Source organism: Rhizobium sp. 3T7 (genome assembly GCF_020166565.1).
Lineage (GTDB): Bacteria > Pseudomonadota > Alphaproteobacteria > Rhizobiales > Rhizobiaceae > Rhizobium.
The window spans coordinates 103,807-121,508 of sequence record NZ_JAIQXS010000017.1 but is presented as its reverse complement, the minus strand read 5'-3'; the positions used below and the strand labels follow the sequence as shown (position 1 = coordinate 121,508).

13 protein-coding genes are annotated in these 17,702 nt (G+C 60.5%); 5 read left to right on the top strand and 8 right to left on the bottom strand.

The genetic code is table 11. The features are described 5' to 3' along the window. Positions 1–250: 250 nt before the first annotated feature. The 3 genes from K9B32_RS21605 to K9B32_RS21595 are packed head-to-tail and all read right to left on the bottom strand — an operon-like array spanning position 251 to position 3,964. The gene (locus K9B32_RS21605) at positions 251–2,329 is read right to left on the bottom strand and encodes a conjugal transfer protein TraA (RefSeq protein WP_224565846.1); all 2,079 of its coding nucleotides are present in this window, start codon (positions 2,327–2,329) and stop codon (positions 251–253) included. A gap of 28 nt (positions 2,330–2,357) precedes the next feature. Beyond that, complete coding sequence (locus tag K9B32_RS21600) at positions 2,358–3,659, bottom strand: FAD/NAD(P)-binding oxidoreductase (RefSeq protein ID WP_224565845.1); 1,302 nt, start codon at positions 3,657–3,659, stop codon at positions 2,358–2,360. Then, positions 3,659–3,964, bottom strand: a complete 306-nt coding sequence (locus tag K9B32_RS21595) for a (2Fe-2S)-binding protein (RefSeq protein ID WP_224565843.1) — start codon at positions 3,962–3,964, stop codon at positions 3,659–3,661. The genes K9B32_RS21600 and K9B32_RS21595 overlap by 1 nt, the downstream gene beginning before the upstream one ends. Before the next feature lie 111 nt (positions 3,965–4,075). Here K9B32_RS21595 and K9B32_RS21590 point away from each other — a divergent pair, with 111 nt between their 5' ends. Further along, positions 4,076–5,440, top strand: coding sequence for an MmgE/PrpD family protein (locus K9B32_RS21590; protein WP_224565841.1), 1,365 nt, complete (start codon positions 4,076–4,078; stop codon positions 5,438–5,440). A gap of 61 nt (positions 5,441–5,501) precedes the next feature. Continuing rightward, the gene (locus tag K9B32_RS21585; RefSeq protein WP_224565839.1) at positions 5,502–6,287 is read left to right on the top strand and encodes an IclR family transcriptional regulator; all 786 of its coding nucleotides are present in this window, start codon (positions 5,502–5,504) and stop codon (positions 6,285–6,287) included. 146 nt (positions 6,288–6,433) lie between these two features. Here K9B32_RS21585 and K9B32_RS21580 read toward each other — a convergent pair whose 3' ends face one another. Next, on the bottom strand, positions 6,434–7,051 hold the full coding sequence (locus K9B32_RS21580) for a TetR/AcrR family transcriptional regulator (RefSeq protein WP_224565837.1): 618 nt from the start codon (positions 7,049–7,051) through the stop codon (positions 6,434–6,436). Positions 7,052–7,156: 105 nt separating this feature from the next. Here K9B32_RS21580 and K9B32_RS21575 point away from each other — a divergent pair, with 105 nt between their 5' ends. From K9B32_RS21575 to K9B32_RS21565, 3 genes are read left to right on the top strand one after another with little or no spacing between them, the layout of a single operon-like run. Then, positions 7,157–8,233, top strand: coding sequence for an efflux RND transporter periplasmic adaptor subunit (locus K9B32_RS21575; RefSeq protein ID WP_224565835.1), 1,077 nt, complete (start codon positions 7,157–7,159; stop codon positions 8,231–8,233). Beyond that, the gene (locus K9B32_RS21570) at positions 8,230–9,300 is read left to right on the top strand and encodes an efflux RND transporter periplasmic adaptor subunit (RefSeq protein WP_224565833.1); all 1,071 of its coding nucleotides are present in this window, start codon (positions 8,230–8,232) and stop codon (positions 9,298–9,300) included. Before K9B32_RS21575 ends, K9B32_RS21570 begins: the two co-directional genes overlap by 4 nt. Positions 9,301–9,310: 10 nt before the next feature. Then, positions 9,311–12,361, top strand: a complete 3,051-nt coding sequence (locus tag K9B32_RS21565) for an efflux RND transporter permease subunit (protein WP_224565831.1) — start codon at positions 9,311–9,313, stop codon at positions 12,359–12,361. A gap of 398 nt (positions 12,362–12,759) precedes the next feature. Here the strand turns inward: K9B32_RS21565 and K9B32_RS21560 are convergent, their stop codons facing one another. The 4 genes from K9B32_RS21560 to K9B32_RS21545 form a co-directional block, all read right to left on the bottom strand. Next, positions 12,760–14,469 carry a GH32 C-terminal domain-containing protein gene (locus tag K9B32_RS21560; protein WP_224565829.1) on the bottom strand — a complete coding sequence of 570 codons (1,710 nt, stop codon included), beginning with the start codon at positions 14,467–14,469 and terminating at the stop codon, positions 12,760–12,762. Positions 14,470–14,472: 3 nt separating this feature from the next. After that, a complete protein-coding gene (locus tag K9B32_RS21555; RefSeq protein WP_224565827.1) occupies positions 14,473–15,366 on the bottom strand; it encodes a carbohydrate ABC transporter permease in 894 nt (297 codons plus the stop codon). Then, on the bottom strand, positions 15,359–16,291 hold the full coding sequence (locus tag K9B32_RS21550) for a carbohydrate ABC transporter permease (protein WP_224565825.1): 933 nt from the start codon (positions 16,289–16,291) through the stop codon (positions 15,359–15,361). Before K9B32_RS21550 ends, K9B32_RS21555 begins: the two co-directional genes overlap by 8 nt. Positions 16,292–16,374: 83 nt before the next feature. Further along, complete coding sequence (locus K9B32_RS21545) at positions 16,375–17,667, bottom strand: ABC transporter substrate-binding protein (RefSeq protein WP_224565823.1); 1,293 nt, start codon at positions 17,665–17,667, stop codon at positions 16,375–16,377. Positions 17,668–17,702: the final 35 nt, after the last annotated feature.

Below are 17,702 nucleotides of genomic sequence, written 5' to 3'. Positions count from 1 at the left end.
CGGCCTGGAAGCGTTCGACCTCGGCAAACAGGATCTCGAGGATGCGCGCCAGTTCGCGCCGCTTCCTGTCCGGCAGATGTTCGATATGGTCGGTCAGGGTCAAAGCCGCGTCAAAGCCTTCGGTCAGAATCGCATCCATCGTAGCGGTTCCATCATGATTGCGCATCTAAACGTTATACGGGAATATACTATTACGTACAATCAAACTCCGGGCGGGCCGGCATCCTGATACAGGCGCTGTACAGGTCGCCTATCGTTCGAACTCGTCTCGGTCGCGGTTGCGCTCGGCTTCGCGCTGAAGCCGTTCCAATCGTGAAACCCGCTGTTTGGTGTGATCTGTTCGTATGTCTGCGCCAGATTGCATGCGATCAGCTCGCATGAGCTCCGAGGATTTCGGTTCGCGGTCTTGCATCTCATTTTCCGTATCCCTTGCGCTGTGACGCTCATCAGCACCGTCGGCCCTGTTCGTTATCCGCTCCGCCGATCGCTGAACGGCCGCCTCGATCGTGGCCCGCAACGCATGGTCAACTTCACCGATCTCGCGAATATAGGCGTTCCCGGCGGCGCCGAGTTCGCCGGCGCGGGCAAGCACGGCACTGAGGCTGGTCTGCAGCGATGCTTTATCGGGGCTGCTCCGGTCAGCGCCAGCCTGCGCGATCAGCTTGCGGTAATGCTCGACCGCCATCATGACGTCGTGTCCCGCCTCGAGCGATGCCAGCCGCTCGCGTGCGACGGCATCTTCTCGATTGAAGTCGTCTGCCTGTCGCGCGCGGAGATTTTCACGCTTGTGGTCACCGGCCTGCTCGGCCTGTTCCATCATCTCACGGCGGGCGTCCACATGGTCGCGCGCTGCTGAAGCGATCTCCTCGAACCGGCTCCGCCACGTTTCCGGCAGGAGGCGTTTGGCTTGAACCAAGGCAGCTTCCACGCGCTTCTCATAGGCCTCGAACTCGGACCGCGTCATGGTGTTCATGTTTTTGACCTCAACAAGCTCTGACAGTCTGATCAAGGCCGCCCGGATTTTCGAACCATTCTCGTGGGAAATATCGGGCGTGTCCGGCAGTTTCTCGAGACACCGTCCTGCGGCATCGATCCGGGAAAGCTGAGCTCTGGCAAAACCCTTAGCGTTGATATTCTCCGCATCGCGGGCAACCTCCAGCCACTGCGAGCGAACTCTCTCGGTGTAATCCAGGCTCCTCGCAGTCCTCGCCGCTGTCGGCACCTCCCGCCGTTTCTGCTCATACCTTAGCGCTGCGAAACTTGACGTGCCCGCGTGCTCGGTTCGGCCCCTGTGGCTGACCGGCCGGACATGATTCCTGGTGTAAGCCGGCGCGCCTGCCTGGTCTCGCCGATCGGTCATTTCCATGCGAATGCCTCGGGCACGCGCCTGCTTCGCCAGGCTCTCGCGCCAGCGTCGAAACGATCCGATCGATGTCTCGATCCGCTCGCCATCCTCGGACCGCATCGCGACAATCGCGTGGACATGAACATGCGGGCGCTTGCCACCCACCTGTTCGGCCTTCGGATCGCGCGTCGGATCATGAAGGGAAAAGACATAGCGGTGCTCGCCAAATTCTTCTGCCAGAAACGCGCGTGCCGCCGCCTGGAAGGCTTCGACATCGGTGCCGGCCCGTGCGGACATGACGAGATGCATGACGTCGCGCGACTTGCGGCTGTGGAGTTCGCCGCGCCATTCCTGTTGCACCAGATCGCCGGCCTGTTTGGCGTCGGCAATCATTTCGCCACGATCGGTTTCGACAGCGCCGTCGAACCTGGCCACCAGCCTGCGCAGCCGGGCTGTACCATAATCGACGCCATTGCCGTAACCCGTGAAGCGAAATTCCGCTTCCCTGGCGCCAACTCCCGCCCTTGTCATCCGTGTCCGGACAATCTCGGTGGCCTTGGCATCGGCGGTCAGCCGCTCGCCATCCCTGGAGCGCAAGACAACAACGCCTTCGACGCGGTGAGTTCCATCGCGATCCTCAACCCCAAATGCAAACGACCGATTGCCGACAGCCGATCTGACGATGAAGCGAGCCCGGTCATGCATTGCTTGCGCTTCCCTGGGTCCATGGGCAATGTCGATGCAGAAAAGTCCGATGTCGCGGCTTTCAGTGCGATTGCCCATCAGATGCGCCCAGTTGTCGGACAGTGCGGCGATTGCATCCCGGCCCCGCAGCTCCTGCCCGCACTGGGTTTCCATCGAAACCTCGCCATTGCGGGAAATATAGCCCGCCATCGCGCCGAGCCGGCTAGCCGTGCCAAAGGACGCCATCTTGACGACAGCCGGTTGGCTACCGCCTGCAAGTGCAGCAAACCGCGCTCCCATCGCCCGGCGCGGTAACGAATGCCAGCCATCAGGCTGCTCGGGCCCTAACACCAATCGTTTCGGGCGCCCCCGGTCCGAGGAACCAACAGGCACGCTGCTGCCGCGTCGGCATTCCGACCCGGCAAAAGGCCTTTATGCGATTGATCTCAGCCTCTCCTGAAGCGGCGACCGCCTGGCGGATCGTTCCCGCCGTCACGCCTTCGCAGCGGCAGATGAGGACGTCGTCCGAAAGCGCGGCAGCGACCTGATGCGGGAAAGCGAAGGTCTTATCCAGGGCCTTTCGAAAACGCGCGGTCTTTGCGATCATGCGCCGGTCACGGTCAATCTCGATCGGCCCGGCATGACCGCTGTCGTAGAGCAGTGCCGCCGCCGCCAGCCGCCCGCTGGCCTGTGCAATTTCGCTGCCGCGGATCGAGAGACCGTCACCGGCGAGGTAGACCCTCGCCATTGAGGAGCGGCCATCGCAATCGGCGCGCGGCAACCATTGTCTCTGAACAGGATCAAAGGCGAATTCGAGCCCGAGCAGATCAGCGACCTGGGTTTCCGCCTTTAGGCCGTGTCCGATTGCGAGGCCATCGCAGGCGGCATTCCTGCTCCGGCCACGCCAATGATAGGCAACGCCCGTGACATGATCAGCGGCGTCACGCAAAACCTCGATCAATCGGACGCCAGTTAACAAGGGAACGCCGCGCGCCCGAAGCGCGGCCATGTAGAACAGCCCTCTTGCCAAAGCGGTTCCACCCGAAGCAAGCGCAGGCAGCCGCGCCGTATGGCCGAAGGGATTGCCGGTTTCGAGAACCGCAACAACCCTGGCGCCTGCCTTGGCATATTGGTAGGCGACGAGATAGAGGAGGGGGCCGGTGCCGGCTAAGACGACGCGTCGACCAATCAGGGACGCTTCAGCCTTGAGCGCGATCTGTGCACCCCCGAGGCTGTAGACGCCCAAGGCCGTCCACCCTTTCACCGGCACGATCCGGTCCATGGCACCCGTGGCGATGATGAGATGGGACCAGTTCTGGATGGAGGGGCCGTCCTTTCCCAAGAGATGCAGCTTGCCTGCGCAAGCGCTCCAGACCTGGGTCTCTGGTCGATAATGGATCTTCGGTGCGAGCGCTGTGAAAGTCTCGCGCAACTCGACCGCTCTTTTCGCATCGAAGCCGTAGAGCTTGTCGTCAGGTCTCATGAGTTCTGGTCGTGGCTGGCGGAAGATTTGTCCGCCCGGCTGAAATGCCTCGTCGATGACGACCGGCCGCAATCCGGCCTGCGCAAGGGTGGCCGCGGCCGCAATACCGGCTGGTCCGGCACCAATAACAGCGACGGTCATGTCCATCACACCGCCTCCGGCGCGCTCGTCAAGAGGTCCATGCCGGCTTCGACGCGGCTGGTGCAGGTGCGCAGACGCCGTCCATCTTTGCGCCATAGCCAGCAATCCTGACAGGCGCCCATCAGACAGAAGCCCGCACGCCTTTCAGAAAGAAACTCGAAGTTGCGCGCGTGGCCTGGCCCCATCCTGATGGCCGTCAGGACAGTCTCGCCCCGCCGTGCCGTATAGGATTGGCCGTCGATCGCGATCTCTATCGCCTCGCCACCGGCTGCAGAAAGCCTGTTTGGGCCGAAACGGGCCTGATCCACCATCTTCGCATCCCTTCTCCTGGATTTGATATTGACAGGCTAGATGTCCATATTATGGATGTCAATGCGCATAAAAATCCATTTTATGAAGTTCAACAGAGGGATGCTCGAAAGTTGGATACTACCAGAAAGAGTAAGTTGGTGACGCCGAGCGGCGAATGCAGCGCTTCGGTGCTGGCCGCCTATTGCAACGGGATCGCACGCCTGCCCGCGGGCGCCCACCGTTGTGCACGTCGAACACTCCTGGACACGCTTGGCGTTGCGGCAGCCGGATCGATGACGCAAGCCGGCCGAGCGTCGCTCAAGGCGGCGGGCGAGATATGGGGGGACGGTGCAGCGCCGGTCTGGTTTTCGAGACGGCGGCTGCCGCCTGTTGGATCCGCCTTCGTCAATGCCACTTACGCGGCCGCCCTGGATCTCGACGATGGACACCGCCAGGCGTCAGGTCACCCCGCTGCCGCGATCGTGCCTGCGGTCCTTGCCGTTGCAACGTCCGCCGGGTCGAGCGGCAACCGGCTTTTGAGCGCGATCGTCCTTGGCTACGAGATTGCCGTGCGCATTTCGGCTGCGCGCGATATCAGTACGATCCGCACAACGGACACGGGGCTCTGGTGCGGGGCCGGGGTCGCGGCAGCCTGCGGATGGCTGACAGGTCAGTCGACGGCGGTCATTGCCCATGCCATCGCGATTGCGGGACAAACCGCGACGTCCCAGGCGGCGACGGGCTGGACCAAGCTTGGCCATACCGTGAAGGAAGGCATCCCGTGGGCAACGGCAAACGGGCTTCAGGCCGTGGCGCTTGCGGCTGCGGGCCATCGCGGCCCGCTCGACATACTGGACGAAGCTGCGCTTTACGACCGGCAGCGTCTGGTGGGAAACTATTCAAAGAGCTGGGCGATTGAAGAGGCCTACTTCAAGCTTTACAGCTGCTGCCGTTGGGGACATGCCGCAATCGATGGAGCATTGGCGCTTGCCCAGCGACTGCGGGCGGGTCCCAACGATATCGAGGGCTTGTTGATCGAAACCTTCGAGCGTGCGCTGACGCTGCCGAACCAAAACGAACCCCAATCGGCCGAGGCCGCACAATACAGCATTCCCTTCTGCGTTGCCCTGGCACTCGTGCACGGCGAAAAGGCGCTGCTGCCGATGGACAATGCGCATCTTTGCGACAACCGCGTGACCGGGCTTGCCGGACGCATCCGGTTGTCGAGCGCAAGGGACTATGCCTATTCATTCCCCGCCGGTACGCCGGCCCGCGTGACGATGACGGCAAAAGGAAAGAGTGAAACGATCGAAGTGCTGTATCCAAGGGGCGAACCGCAAAATCCGCTGACCGCCCGCGAGCTGCAGGAAAAGTTCCTGAAACTGTCATCGGCTCTCAGCCAGGAGCAGACGTCAGACATTGCGACGATGGTCAACGGGCTCGGCATTCATCAAGATCCTGCTGCGTTAATTGAGGCACTCAGCGGCTCCAGTTAGAGTTTACAATGCTGCCCGGATGTATAAGGAATCCCTCGGATTTAAAGTTTGGGGGCAACGAATGGCGAAGGACGAGATCGCGGCAACAGGCACGCAGCTGCTCGACCGGGCGGTCGCGATCTTGAAATATCTCGGTGAGGTAGGCCAGCGCGGTGCGTCGATGGCAACGATCGGTGAGGCCATGGGCCTGAAGCAGCCGACGGTCCATCGCATCGTTACCGCCCTTGAACGCCATGGCCTCGTCGATCGCGAGCGAGAAACGAAGCGCTACCGGCTGGGGCTTGCGCTGTTTTCAATGGGGGCGTCGGCCGCCGACGGGACGGGGCTTCGTCAGCTCGCCCGCCCAGCACTGCTGCGGCTTGCGGCAGCGACAAGCGACTCGGTGTACCTGATGGCGCGTGCCGGTTTCAACACGGTCTGCGTCGATCGCCAGCAGGGCACCTATGTCATCGACAGCCTGACGGGCCATGTCGGTGGGCAGATTCCGATGGGTATCGGTCCGGCAAGCCAGGCCATTCTCGCCTTTCTTCCGCCGGCGGAAGCCGACGTCATCCTCGACACGAATGCCGTGCTCTACAAGAAATACGGCACCTTCACGTCGCGCAAGATCAAGGATGCGCTTAAGAAAATCCGTGAGCAGGGATATGCGCTCGACGATGGTGAGCTTGTTGCGGGAATTTCCTCGATCGCGATGCCGATCCTGCCGCCGGGCCGCGATGCAATCGCTTCGATTGCCATCAATCTCACGAGCCCGAGGCTCACGGCCGAGAGAACACCTCAACTCGTCAGCCTGCTGACAAGAGAGGTGCGGGAGATCGAAAAGCAGCTCAATCCACTGGCCGACTGAGCGAGACATGAGCGTGTCGCTCAAGGAAAGAACGGTGATAATTTTCGCTCCCCCCGATTGTGGCAACAGCACATCCATCTCCGCCGTCGCGAGCCCAAGCGCCGGCTCACGAGGCAGGCCAATGGCCTGTCCTTAAACTCAGCGACCTAGACCAACAACCCATTGAAGACCAGGTCGAGATGCGCTTTCAGGTAAGTGGTTTTGTCCAGAATTCGTCGATCGTCAAAGATGAGCTTGAACACAAGAAAGGCGATTGCAGGAGCGACGACCGCGTCGGCGAATGCCGCCGGCATCGGCCGGAACTCGCCATGTTTTACACCCTCATCGATGAGGGATTGCACGTGCCTGTCGAGAGGGTCGATGAACGCCTCGTGGTGGCGATCGACGATTTGGGGAAACCGGGATCCTTCCGCGATAACGAACTTCATGAGTTCCCGCAACTGGCGGTCCTCGACAATGCGATTGTAGACCAGTTCTATAAGTCTCTCGAGCCGCGCCGCAGCGGTTCCCTTCAGTTCGTGTGCGCTCGCCAGAAGATCTTCGAACGGCACCGAGATGTGCCTGATCATCGCTTCAAAAAGCTGCTCCTTGGTTTCGAAATAGACGTAGATCGTTCCTTTCGTCACCCCAATCCTATTGGCGATATCCTCGACTCTGGTCGCGACGTAGCCGCGTTCTAGGAACTCTTCAAAAGCGGCGTCCAGGATCTGTGTGGGGCGGCGGGCCTTCTGCTCCGCACGGCTCAGCTTTTTCATATCAGGCATGTCCCACCTTGAGCGTCATTGGCGGCTTGGCGTCAAGGCAATTTCTATTGACTGACGGGTAAGTCAATAATATCCACGTTGCGAACCGATTCAAGAGGTCAATTCATGAGAACTATCCTTGTTGCCGCCTGGCTGGGTGTCAGCGCAGCCGCGCTTGCCTCATGTGAGAAGCAGGCCGCGAGTGAGGCAAAGCCGAAAAGGGTGGAGACTGTCGTGGTGAAGGCCATGCCTGTCGTCGAAACCAGCTCCATCACCGGAGAGGTCAGCGCACGCGTCGAGAGCGACCTTTCCTTCAGGGTCAGCGGACGTATCGTCGAGCGCTTTGTTGATGTCGGGGCGCCCGTGAAGGCGGGGCAGGTGCTTGCGCGCATGGACGCCGAAGAACAGAAGGCCGATCTCGACGTCGCCACAGCGAACCTGCAGTCGGCCCTTGCCCAGCAAACGCAGGCCCAGCTGGCGTTCGACCGGCAGCAGAATCTCTTCAAAACGCAGGTTACGACGCGCGCCGCGCTCGATCAGGCGCAAGAAGAGCTGTTGACAGCTCAAGGAAGCGTGAAATCGGCGCAGGCCCAGCTCGATACCGCACAAGATGCGCTTTCCTACACGGAACTGCGCGCCGATGCCGACGGTGTAATCACGGCCCGAAACGCTGAGGTTGGCCAGGTCGCGCAAGCAGCGCAACTGATATTTGCGCTCGCCCATGACGGGCCTCGTGACGCTGTCTTCAACGTCTTCGAATCCCTTTACCTCGGGCGCAAGCTCGAAAGCAAAGTTGGGGTCAGCCTCCTTGCGGCGTCATCTCACAAGATGGAGGCGTCCGTGCGGGAAATCTCGCCAACCATAGACTCATCGACCGGAACGATCAGGGTGAAGGTAGGTCTGGAAGGGGCGCCCGACATGCAGCTTGGCGCTCCGGTCGTTGGCTCCTTCGGCTCTATCGCTGAAGACGCAATCGAATTGCCATGGTCGGCAATGGCCTCGACGGGCGGTCAGCCGGCCGTCTGGATCATTGATCCGTCATCCTCAAGCGTGTCCATCCGCCCGATCGATGTTTCCGGCTATGAGACGGGCCGTTTTGCGGTGCGCGCGGGTGTCTCGCCTGGCGACATTGTCGTGGTCGACGGCACCAAGTTCTTAAGGCCAGGCGAGGTCGTCTCATACGACAAAGGAGCCGCGCAATGAGCATTCGTTCGACATTAGGCCCGGTGCTTCTTGGGTCGTTGCTACTGACGTCCTGCCAGAAGCAGGAGGAGGCGCGTGACGAGCCGCCCCGTCCGGTCCTTTCCGTTGTCGCCAAATCGACCGCCGCCTCGTCGCTCAGCCTGCCAGGTACGGTCGCAGCCAAGATCGAAACCCAACTTGGATTTCGCGTGCTGGGGCGGGTGATCGCCCGCAAAGTCAGCGTCGGCGACATCGTCAGGAAGGGGGATGTCGTTGCTGCCATTGATCCTCTCTCGCTGGAGCTTGCGGTCAAAAGCGCGCAGTCCGAACTCTCCAACGCGCAGGCGCAGCTCGCAAACGCAGTATCGACCGAAGAGCGCCAGCGATCGCTTGCCGAAACGAAATCGGGAAGCGAGGCCGCCTATGAGGAGGCTGAACTGGGACGCAGAAGCGCCAGCGCCGCCGTTGCCAAGGCGCAGGCCAATCTGGACAAGGCCGAGGAGCAACTGGGCTATACGCAGCTTCTGGCAGAATTCGATGGCGTCGTGACGGCAACCTCGGCGGAAGTCGGCCAGGTTGTCGCAGCAGGCCAGAGCATCGCCACCATTGCCCGTCCCGATCAGAGGGATACGGTGATCGACATACCGGTCGCAAGCTTCGATGGCCTCAAGGTGGGATCGCCCTTCGAGGTTGCTCTCCAGTTGGACCCAACCATCCGTACGAGCGGCGTCATCAGAGAGATCGCGCCGGAAGCCGAGGCCACAACGCGTACACGACGCACGAAGATAACGCTCATCGATCCGCCGGCAGCGTTTCGCCTGGGCTCGGTCGTGACGGCAACCGCAACTGTCGTCGCTCAGCCGATGATCCTCATCCCGTCCTCATCGGTCCTGATGAAGGACGGAAAGCCGAACGTCTGGGTGGTTGATGCAGCAGCCGGCAAGGTTTCCATTCGCGCGATCAAGATCGACGGAGACGGTGTCGAGGGAGGCTCCGTGCGGATCGCCGACGGCATCAGTCCTGGCGACCGTGTTGTCGTCGCCGGCGTTCACAAGCTTATCGATGGCCAAGCCGTCAGGGTAGATTAGGGGAAGCCCCGTGAAAAAATTCAATCTTTCCGACTGGGCGCTCGAGCACCGTTCGCTCGTCTGGTACTTCATGATCGTCTTCATCCTGGCCGGTGCGTTTTCCTATATCGGGCTCGGCCGCGAGGAGGATCCCCAGTTCACCATCAAGACCATGATCATTCAGGCGCAGTGGCCTGGTGCATCAGCTGAGGAAGTAACCAAGCAAGTCACCGACCGCATCGAGAAGAAGCTCGAGGAGCTGGAATCGCTCGACTATACGCGCAGCGAGACGGTTGCCGGGCAAACTACGGTTTTCGTGGAACTCCTGCCGACGACCAAAGCCAAGGATGTGAATGCCATCTGGATGCGCGTCCGCAACATGATAGCCGACATCAAGGGAGACTTCCCGAGCGGCGTTGTGGGGCCATTTTTCAACGACCGCTTCGGCGACGTTTTCGGCAATATCTACGCGTTTACCAGTGACGGGCTGACGCAGCGCCAGCTTCGCGACCTTGTCGAGGACGCGCGTGCGAAAGTGCTGACGGTTCCAAATGTCGGCAAGGTGGACATTATCGGTGCGCAGGACGAGGCCATCTATCTCGAATTCTCCACCCGGAAGATCGCAGCCCTTGGTATCAACCAGCAATCCGTGATCGAGACGCTCCAGGCGCAGAATGCCGTCACGCAGTCGGGGTTCGTTGACGCCGGTCCCGAGCGCATCGCCTTGCGCGTCAGCGGCCAATTCACATCGGAGGAAAGTCTCAAGTCGATCAATCTTCGTGTCAACGACCGCTTCTTTCCGCTGACCGATGTCGCAACGATCAAGCGCGGCTATGTCGATCCGCCCTCGTCGTTGTTCCGATATAACGGCCAGCCGGCGATTGGTCTCGCAATCGGCATGAAAGCCGGCGCAAATCTGCTTGAATTCGGCAAGGCGCTCGATCAGGAGATGGATAGGGTCGTTGCCGATCTTCCTGTCGGCGTGGACGTCCAGCGCGTCTCCGATCAGCCTGCCGTCGTGGACGAGGCCGTATCGGGCTTTACGCGAGCACTGTTTGAGGCGATCGTCATCGTGCTTGCGATCAGCTTCATCAGTCTCGGCGTTCGGGCGGGGCTCGTGGTTGCCATCTCCATCCCTCTCGTTTTGGCGATCACCTTCCTCGTCATGGCCTATTGGGGCATTTCGATGCAGCGTATTTCGCTTGGAGCGCTGATCATCGCCCTTGGCCTTCTGGTCGATGACGCGATGATTGCCGTCGAGATGATGGTGGCCCGCTTGGAGGTGGGCGATGACCTTAAGAAAGCGGCGACATACGTCTACACCTCGACAGCCTTCCCGATGCTGACCGGCACGCTTGTGACGGTCGCCGGTTTCATTCCGGTTGGGCTCAACAACAGCGCTGCCGGCGAATTTACCTTCACCCTTTTCGTGGTGATTGCTGTCTCGCTCCTCGTTTCATGGATTGTCGCGGTGTTGTTCACGCCACTCTTGGGCGTAACGATCCTCCCGAAGACCATGAAGTCCCATCATGATCAGAAAGGCCGCTTCGCAAGAGCCTTCACATGGATCCTGGGCGTGGCGATGCGCTGGCGCTGGATTACAATTGGCGCGACCGTCGTGGCATTCGCCCTTTCCATCGGCGGGATGAGCCTGGTGCAACAGCAGTTCTTCCCTTCCTCCGACAGACCGGAGCTCATCGTCGACTGGAACTTGCCGCACAACAGCTCGATCTCGGAGACGAACAAGCAGATGGCCAAGTTCGAACAGGAGATGCTCGCCAACAACAAGGATATCGAGCACTGGACGACGTATGTCGGACAAGGCGCTCCCCGCTTCATCCTGTCGTTCGATGTTCAAACGCCCGACGTCTCCTTCGGCCAGACCGTCATCGTCACCAAAGGGCTTGATGTTCGCGACAAGGTCAAAGCCGAACTGCAGGACTATCTCACGAAGACCTTTCCCGGAACCGATGCATTCGTGAAACTCCTCGACATCGGGCCTCCGGTCGGCAAGCCGGTGCAATACCGCATCAGCGGACCCGATATCCAGAAGGTCCGGGACATTGCCCAGCAATTTGCCGGTATTGTCGGCCAGCACCACCTGCTGTCCAACATGACTTTCGATTGGAATGAACCGTCGCGCGTCGTCAAGGTCGAGGTCCTCCAGGACAAGGCGCGGCAATTGGGTGTCTCCTCGCAGGACATTGCAACTGCCCTTAGCGGCATTGTCGAGGGGTCCTCAGCAACCCAGATTAGGGACGACATCTATCTCATCGATGTCATCGGCAGAGCCCAAACTTCGGAGCGCGGTTCCATCGAGACGCTGCAGAACCTTCAACTGGCCGGTTCAAACGGCAACTCGGTGCCGCTCTCGGCAGTCGCCAATTTCCGCTACGAGCTGGAGCAGCCGACGATCTGGCGGCGAACCCGCACGCCGACCATCACCATCAAGGCTGCCGTCGTCGGACCGACGCAGCCGGCGACCATCGTCACCGAATTGCAGCCGAAAGTCGATGAGTTCCGAAAAGGACTTCCGGCCGGTTACAACATCGCGATTGGCGGCGCAGTGGAAGAGAGCGCAAAGGCGCAAGGGCCGATCGCGGCTGTCGCACCGCTGATGCTGTTTGCGATGGCGACGATCCTGATGATCCAGTTGCAGAGCTTCAGCAGGCTGTTCCTGGTCTTCGCCGTGGCTCCTACGGCGCTTATCGGTGTGGTTACAGCGCTGCTCCTCAGCAACGCGCCGATGGGATTCGTCGCAATCCTCGGCGTCCTGGCGCTGATCGGCATCCTGATCCGCAACTCGGTCATCCTTGTCGTCCAGATCGAACACCTTCGAAGCGAGGGTATGCCACCATGGCAAGCCGTCATTGAAGCGACGGAGCATCGAATGCGTCCGATCATGCTGACGGCCGCTGCAGCAACGCTGGCACTCATCCCGATCTCCAGGGAAATTTTCTGGGGTCCCATGGCCTACGCCATGATGGGAGGCATTGTCGTCGGCACGGTTCTGACCCTTCTCTTTCTCCCCGCGCTCTATGTGGCGTGGTTCCGGATACCCCGCGACGGCCTACAGCACTAACGAGGTTATCCGATGTCACATGTTGAGCAGAGGGGTTTTGCGGCAGCGATTCCCTAGCTGAACGCTTGCCGCGCAGCTGGACCTAATTCGCTGTGAGGCGGTCGTGTCTTTCCGTCCTGATGGCCTGATCAGTATTGGCGGGCGCGCAAGGCGGCTGGAGGATGTTCTCCAGCCCCTCTCAACTGCTGCGCCCGGCACGAGCACGGTGGACATGATGCTTGCCACGACCGTCGGCCGAGCGACAAATCGAGTGAGCTTTATTCAGGCGAGCGCGGAACGGCGATATCCCTCGATGATATTGTTGTTTCCATTTCTCTGGATCGAAATCGAAAAGCCGGTGAGGTGCAATGGCCATCGCATTTGCCGGCCAATCCCGAGGCGGAGTTCGCTGTCCTCGATCAGAGCTTGAGCTGCCAGACGCGAGCAGCCGCGACACTGCCTTCGGATGCGGCGAGTGTTGCCGATCCGATAGGGGCAAAGCCTGGAATGCGCTTCGTGCCGCACCAGCGGCCGTTGTCGGCAAATACTTCAATAGAGCCGGTGTCGACAAAGATACGCACCTGCTCAGGCTTGGCGCCGGCAGCCAGATAGCGCGGCGACGGCTTTCCCGTTCTGGCATCGAAAAGGATCGCCAGCCCATCTTCGTCTAGCCGCACACCAAGACTGATGTCGGGATGGTCGAAACCGAGTTCGAAGGACGCACCGGGTTGTTTGAGGTCAAGCAGAATCTCGGCAGCCCCATCGATGAACTCGATGCTCTTGCCGGCCAGCAACCTGTCGTCATCGAGAAGCTTGTGGCGCAGGCCGTCCACGGCCTCGACGGGCGGCGTCAGAACCGCGTTTCCATCAAGAAGAATGCGCCGCGGCAACGTCATGGCAGTTGGAAAATCGACGCTCTTGGAAACGTCGGTCCAATTCGCCAGCCAAGCCAGACCGACAGGTCCGTCATCGTCGACGAAGGCCTGAAAGGCATAGGCGTCAGATCCGAAGTCGAATTCCTGCTCAAACTCCGGTACGAAATTGCGGCCATCGAACCGGCCGACGGTGACGGACGACATGTTGCGGCGCCCGGTCGCGGGATCGCGGCTGGTCAAGAGACCAAAAATGAGAGCCCAGCGCACCTCATCGCCTGTGGCGTTGCCGAGAGGGACCATGCAGGGACATTCGGCGGCCGTCATGCCAAAGCGATCCTCGCGATGCAGGATGCCGGCGAAGCTCCAGCCGCCCGCTGCATCGTTATCTAACGTCTCATAGAGGAGGATCACGCCGCCTGATTTGTCACGGCTGCCGAGCAGCATCTTCCACAGGCCGTCGGGCCCCTTGAACACATAGGGATCACGGAAATCGAGAGTGAGCCCCAGTCCGTCCGGTCGCAGCGGCAGCACAACGGAGGGGTTGCCAACATGAATCTCGTCCGGGCAGATTGCAGAAAGCTGTATCTGCTCCTCCGGCTTGCGATCCGGCATCTGCTCGGTGAAGAAGATGCGGATCTGCTCGCCGTCCTCTGTCGCAACCGGGATGGCCGACCCGGAAAAAGCTCCTCCGCGGCCATCGTCACGCATCGAGAGTTCGGCTGCAGGAAACAGGAAGACCGGTAGATGCGTCCAGCGAAGGTAATCATGCGAGACCGCATGCCCCCAATGCATCGTGTTCCAACGCAGGCTATGTGGATAATGCTGGTAGAAAAGGTGCGCTTTCCCCCCGAACCGGCCGAAACCATTGGGGTCGTTCATCCAGCCAAAGGGCGGACGGAAGTGATACCCCGAATGGAGTTGGGGCGGCGCATTTGCTGGCGCGTAGTGAAGTATGCGAATGCCCTGTTCGAGCACGCTTGCCGGATCGAAACTGTAGATCACCGAGACGGCCGTGGTGGCCGGGTCATAGCTCAGTTCGGTTCTGCCTCCTTCATTCAGCACGACCTGATGAAATTCGAACTCTTCGGTCCTGGCTGAAGCCACGGTGCGTTCAACGCCCACGACGGTCACCGAGACGGAGGCCGTAGCGCCTGGGACACGCGCCTTCAGCCAGATGTGAACAACGTCTCCGGCATGGAGATTGGCACTCACATTCTCACGCGACAGCGCGAAACTTCCTGCTTGGACTGTCATCAATCAACCTTTCACGGCAGAGCCGACGAACGAACTCACAAACCAACGCTGGAAGGCGAGGTAAAGAGCGAGAATGGGGATCATCATCAGGACGGAGGCGGCCATGGCACGATCCCAATAGATGCTGTCCTGGCCAAAGAAGGTGGCGATGGCCACGGATATCGGACGCGCATAGTCGGTCTGCGTCACGAGGGTCGGCCAGAGATACTGGTTCCAGCTTTCGATCCCCATGAGGATCGAGACGGTGGCAAGCGCGGGCAGGCTGAGCGGCATGTAGATGGAGCGATAGATCCGGAAGACCGAGGCCCCATCGATTTCCGCCGCCTCGTAGAGCTCCTTGGGAAGCTGTGCGAAGAACTGGTAGAACAGAAAGATGTAGAGGGGGCTCGCGACCCAGGGGAGGATCTGTACCGCGAACGTGTCGGTCATGCCGGCGCGCGACACCATCACCACCAGCGGCATAATGATGCTCTCCTGCGGAATTACATAGAGCGCGACGACAAGCGCAAGCAATACGGCTTTGCCGCGCAGTGAGCCCCAGGCCAGCACGAAGCCGGCCATCGAATTGACGATGAGACCGCCGCCGACTGTGAGCGCCAGGATCAGCAGCGAGTTGAGAAGATAGCGACCGAATGCCAGTTCGCCGGAGAAGTGCGCGACCTCCTTGAAGTTGGCAAGCGTCGGATCAGACACCCAGAAGGCACGGAAGCTGCCCATATCAGCCAGAATCTGGAAGCGATCGTCCTTCAGGCTCGCGATCAGGAGCATGAACAGCGGCGAGATCACGACCAGCGCGATGATAAAGATGCTAACGGCCTGGACGAGGTGGAATGACGCCTTCTTGGAAGCCCGGGGCTTCACGACCGGCGTCACTTGGCTCATGACGAGATCAGACATCGAAGCGCCTCAACAGTTTGCGCTGAATGAGCGCGATTATGAGCACGATGACGAACAGGATGACGGAGACGGCCGAAGCATAGCCGAGTTTCTGCTCCTCGAATCCGGCCCGCACCATGTAGTGCACGACTGTTTCGGTGCTCCCTTTTGGTCCGCCTTGGGTGAGGATGGCGACCTGCGTGTAGAGCTTGAACGCCTGGATGGTCGTAATGACAAGCACGAAGACATGGGTCGGCCGCAGGCCGGGCATCGTCACGTGCCAGAAGCGGCGCAGCGCATTCGCACCGTCGATCTTGGCGGCATCATAGAGCTCGTCCGGGATCCCCTGCAGACCCGCGAGGTAGACGATCATCTGGAAGCCATAGGCCTGCCACGCCGAAAGCAGCACGATCGAGAACATCGCCCAGTTGGGATCGCCCAGCCAGTCGATTGGCTGGATGTGACCGCCGGACAGAAAGCCGACGATCTGGTTGAACGGTCCGCTGGGATATTGGAACAGCGTGCCCCAGATGACGCAGACGACAACCATGGAGGTGATCGCAGGCAGGAAGAACATGCCGCGCAGGAGATTGCGACCAGGTATCTTCTGGTGCAGCAGCAGCGCCGTTGCAAACGCGAGGCCGCACTGAACCGGCAGGACCCAGAACGTAAAGCGCGACACATTCCACAAGGACGTCCAGAACAGTGGATCGTTGAAGATACGCTGGAAGTTCAGCAACCCGACGAAGCGCACCGGCGTCGGTCGCGGGACCAGCGGCTGGTTCGTCATGGACGTCCAGAACGACAGGAGGAACGGCGCGATCAGGAAGAAGGCGAGAAGCAGGACGGCCGGTGCGATCATCAGGGCCTCCTGCACCAGCCGGCGCGGATCACGCCGTCCGCCCGAGCGCAGCCGTACGGCCGCGGGCGATTGTTGCAAAGTCATGATCTCCTCCTCCTGAAGATTGAATGCATCCAACGAGATTGCCGCCAGGCTGCCTTACCGGCTGGCCTGGCGGCAAAGGCCCCCTACTGTTGCGCATCGAACGGCGGGTAGCCGGCGTTGTCCTCGATGTCTTCATCGATCTTCTGCGCGGCTTCCTGCAACGCTTGCCTGGCGTCACCACCATTGAAGATCTTGTCGACGGCCTGCATGAAGGCCGAGGTGATCGTCGGATAGGCCGGATGCGGCGGGCGAGCGACAGCCGTCTTCGACGCCTGTTCGAAGGCAACGGCCATCGGGCCACCCGCAGCATAGACCGGCGAGTCGGCGGCAAAGCTCTTCAGTCCGGGGAAGCCGGAATTCTCCTTGGCGAACTCGCGATACGCCTTGTCCTTCAAAAGGAAGCTCACGAACCTGCCGGCAACGTCGGGATGGTCGGACGACTTCGTGATGCCCCAGATCCAGGTCCCGTTGGGGCTGACCCCTTTGGTGCCGAGCTTGGGCAGCGGCATGACGATGATATCGTCTTTCATCGCCGCGGCAGCTTCTGCATAGAACCAATGACCGCCGAGCGCCAGGGCAGCCGGCTTGCCGTCGGCGTAGAACTGGTTTGTGCCAGAGGAACCCGGAACGACCCAGCCGTTCTTCACCCACGTCTGCATCATTGTCAGCGCCTTGACACAGGCCTCGCCGTCCAGCGTGCCCGTCGCCTTCCACGACGTCCGGTCAATCAGGTCGCAGCCCGCCGACTCGAGAAGAGGCCCATAGGCATAAGTGATCCACTCCGTCTTGATGCCATAGCCGCGAAACGTGTCGATCGGCCATTTGACACCGTCGAGCTTGGAGAGTTTCTCCAGGTAGCCCTCAAACTCTTCGCGCGTCCAGGCGTCGTCGACGGATTTCGGAATACGGGCGCCGATCGCCTCCAAGTATTTTTTGTTGCCATAGAGCACGACCGAGGAGTCGGTGAGGCCGACGGCATAGAGGTCCTTGTCTATGGGATAGGTGCCCTGCGCCACGTTCGACGGCGTCATGTCGTCGACAATATCCTTGTCGATCAACGGCTTGATCGGCTGCAGGTAGCCAGACCACACATAGTTGGCGAGAAACGGCGCATCGAGTTCCATGATGTCGGGCAGCTGCTTGGCCATAACAGCCGCGCTGAACTTTTCATTGTAGGCATCGTGCGGCGCATAGATGAGTTCGACGTCGACATCAGGATTGGCTTCTTCGAAGCGCTTGGCAACATCGCCGTAGGTCTTCACCCAACCCGGATCGCCCTGATGCATCATGTGAATGACGGTCTTGGCCTCTGCCAGACCGGCGGTTGCTGCAAGAGCTGTCGAGACCAGAAGTGCCGAAAGTAAACGTTTACCCATTGTTTCTCCTCCTTTGGATACTCATGTTGCCGTTG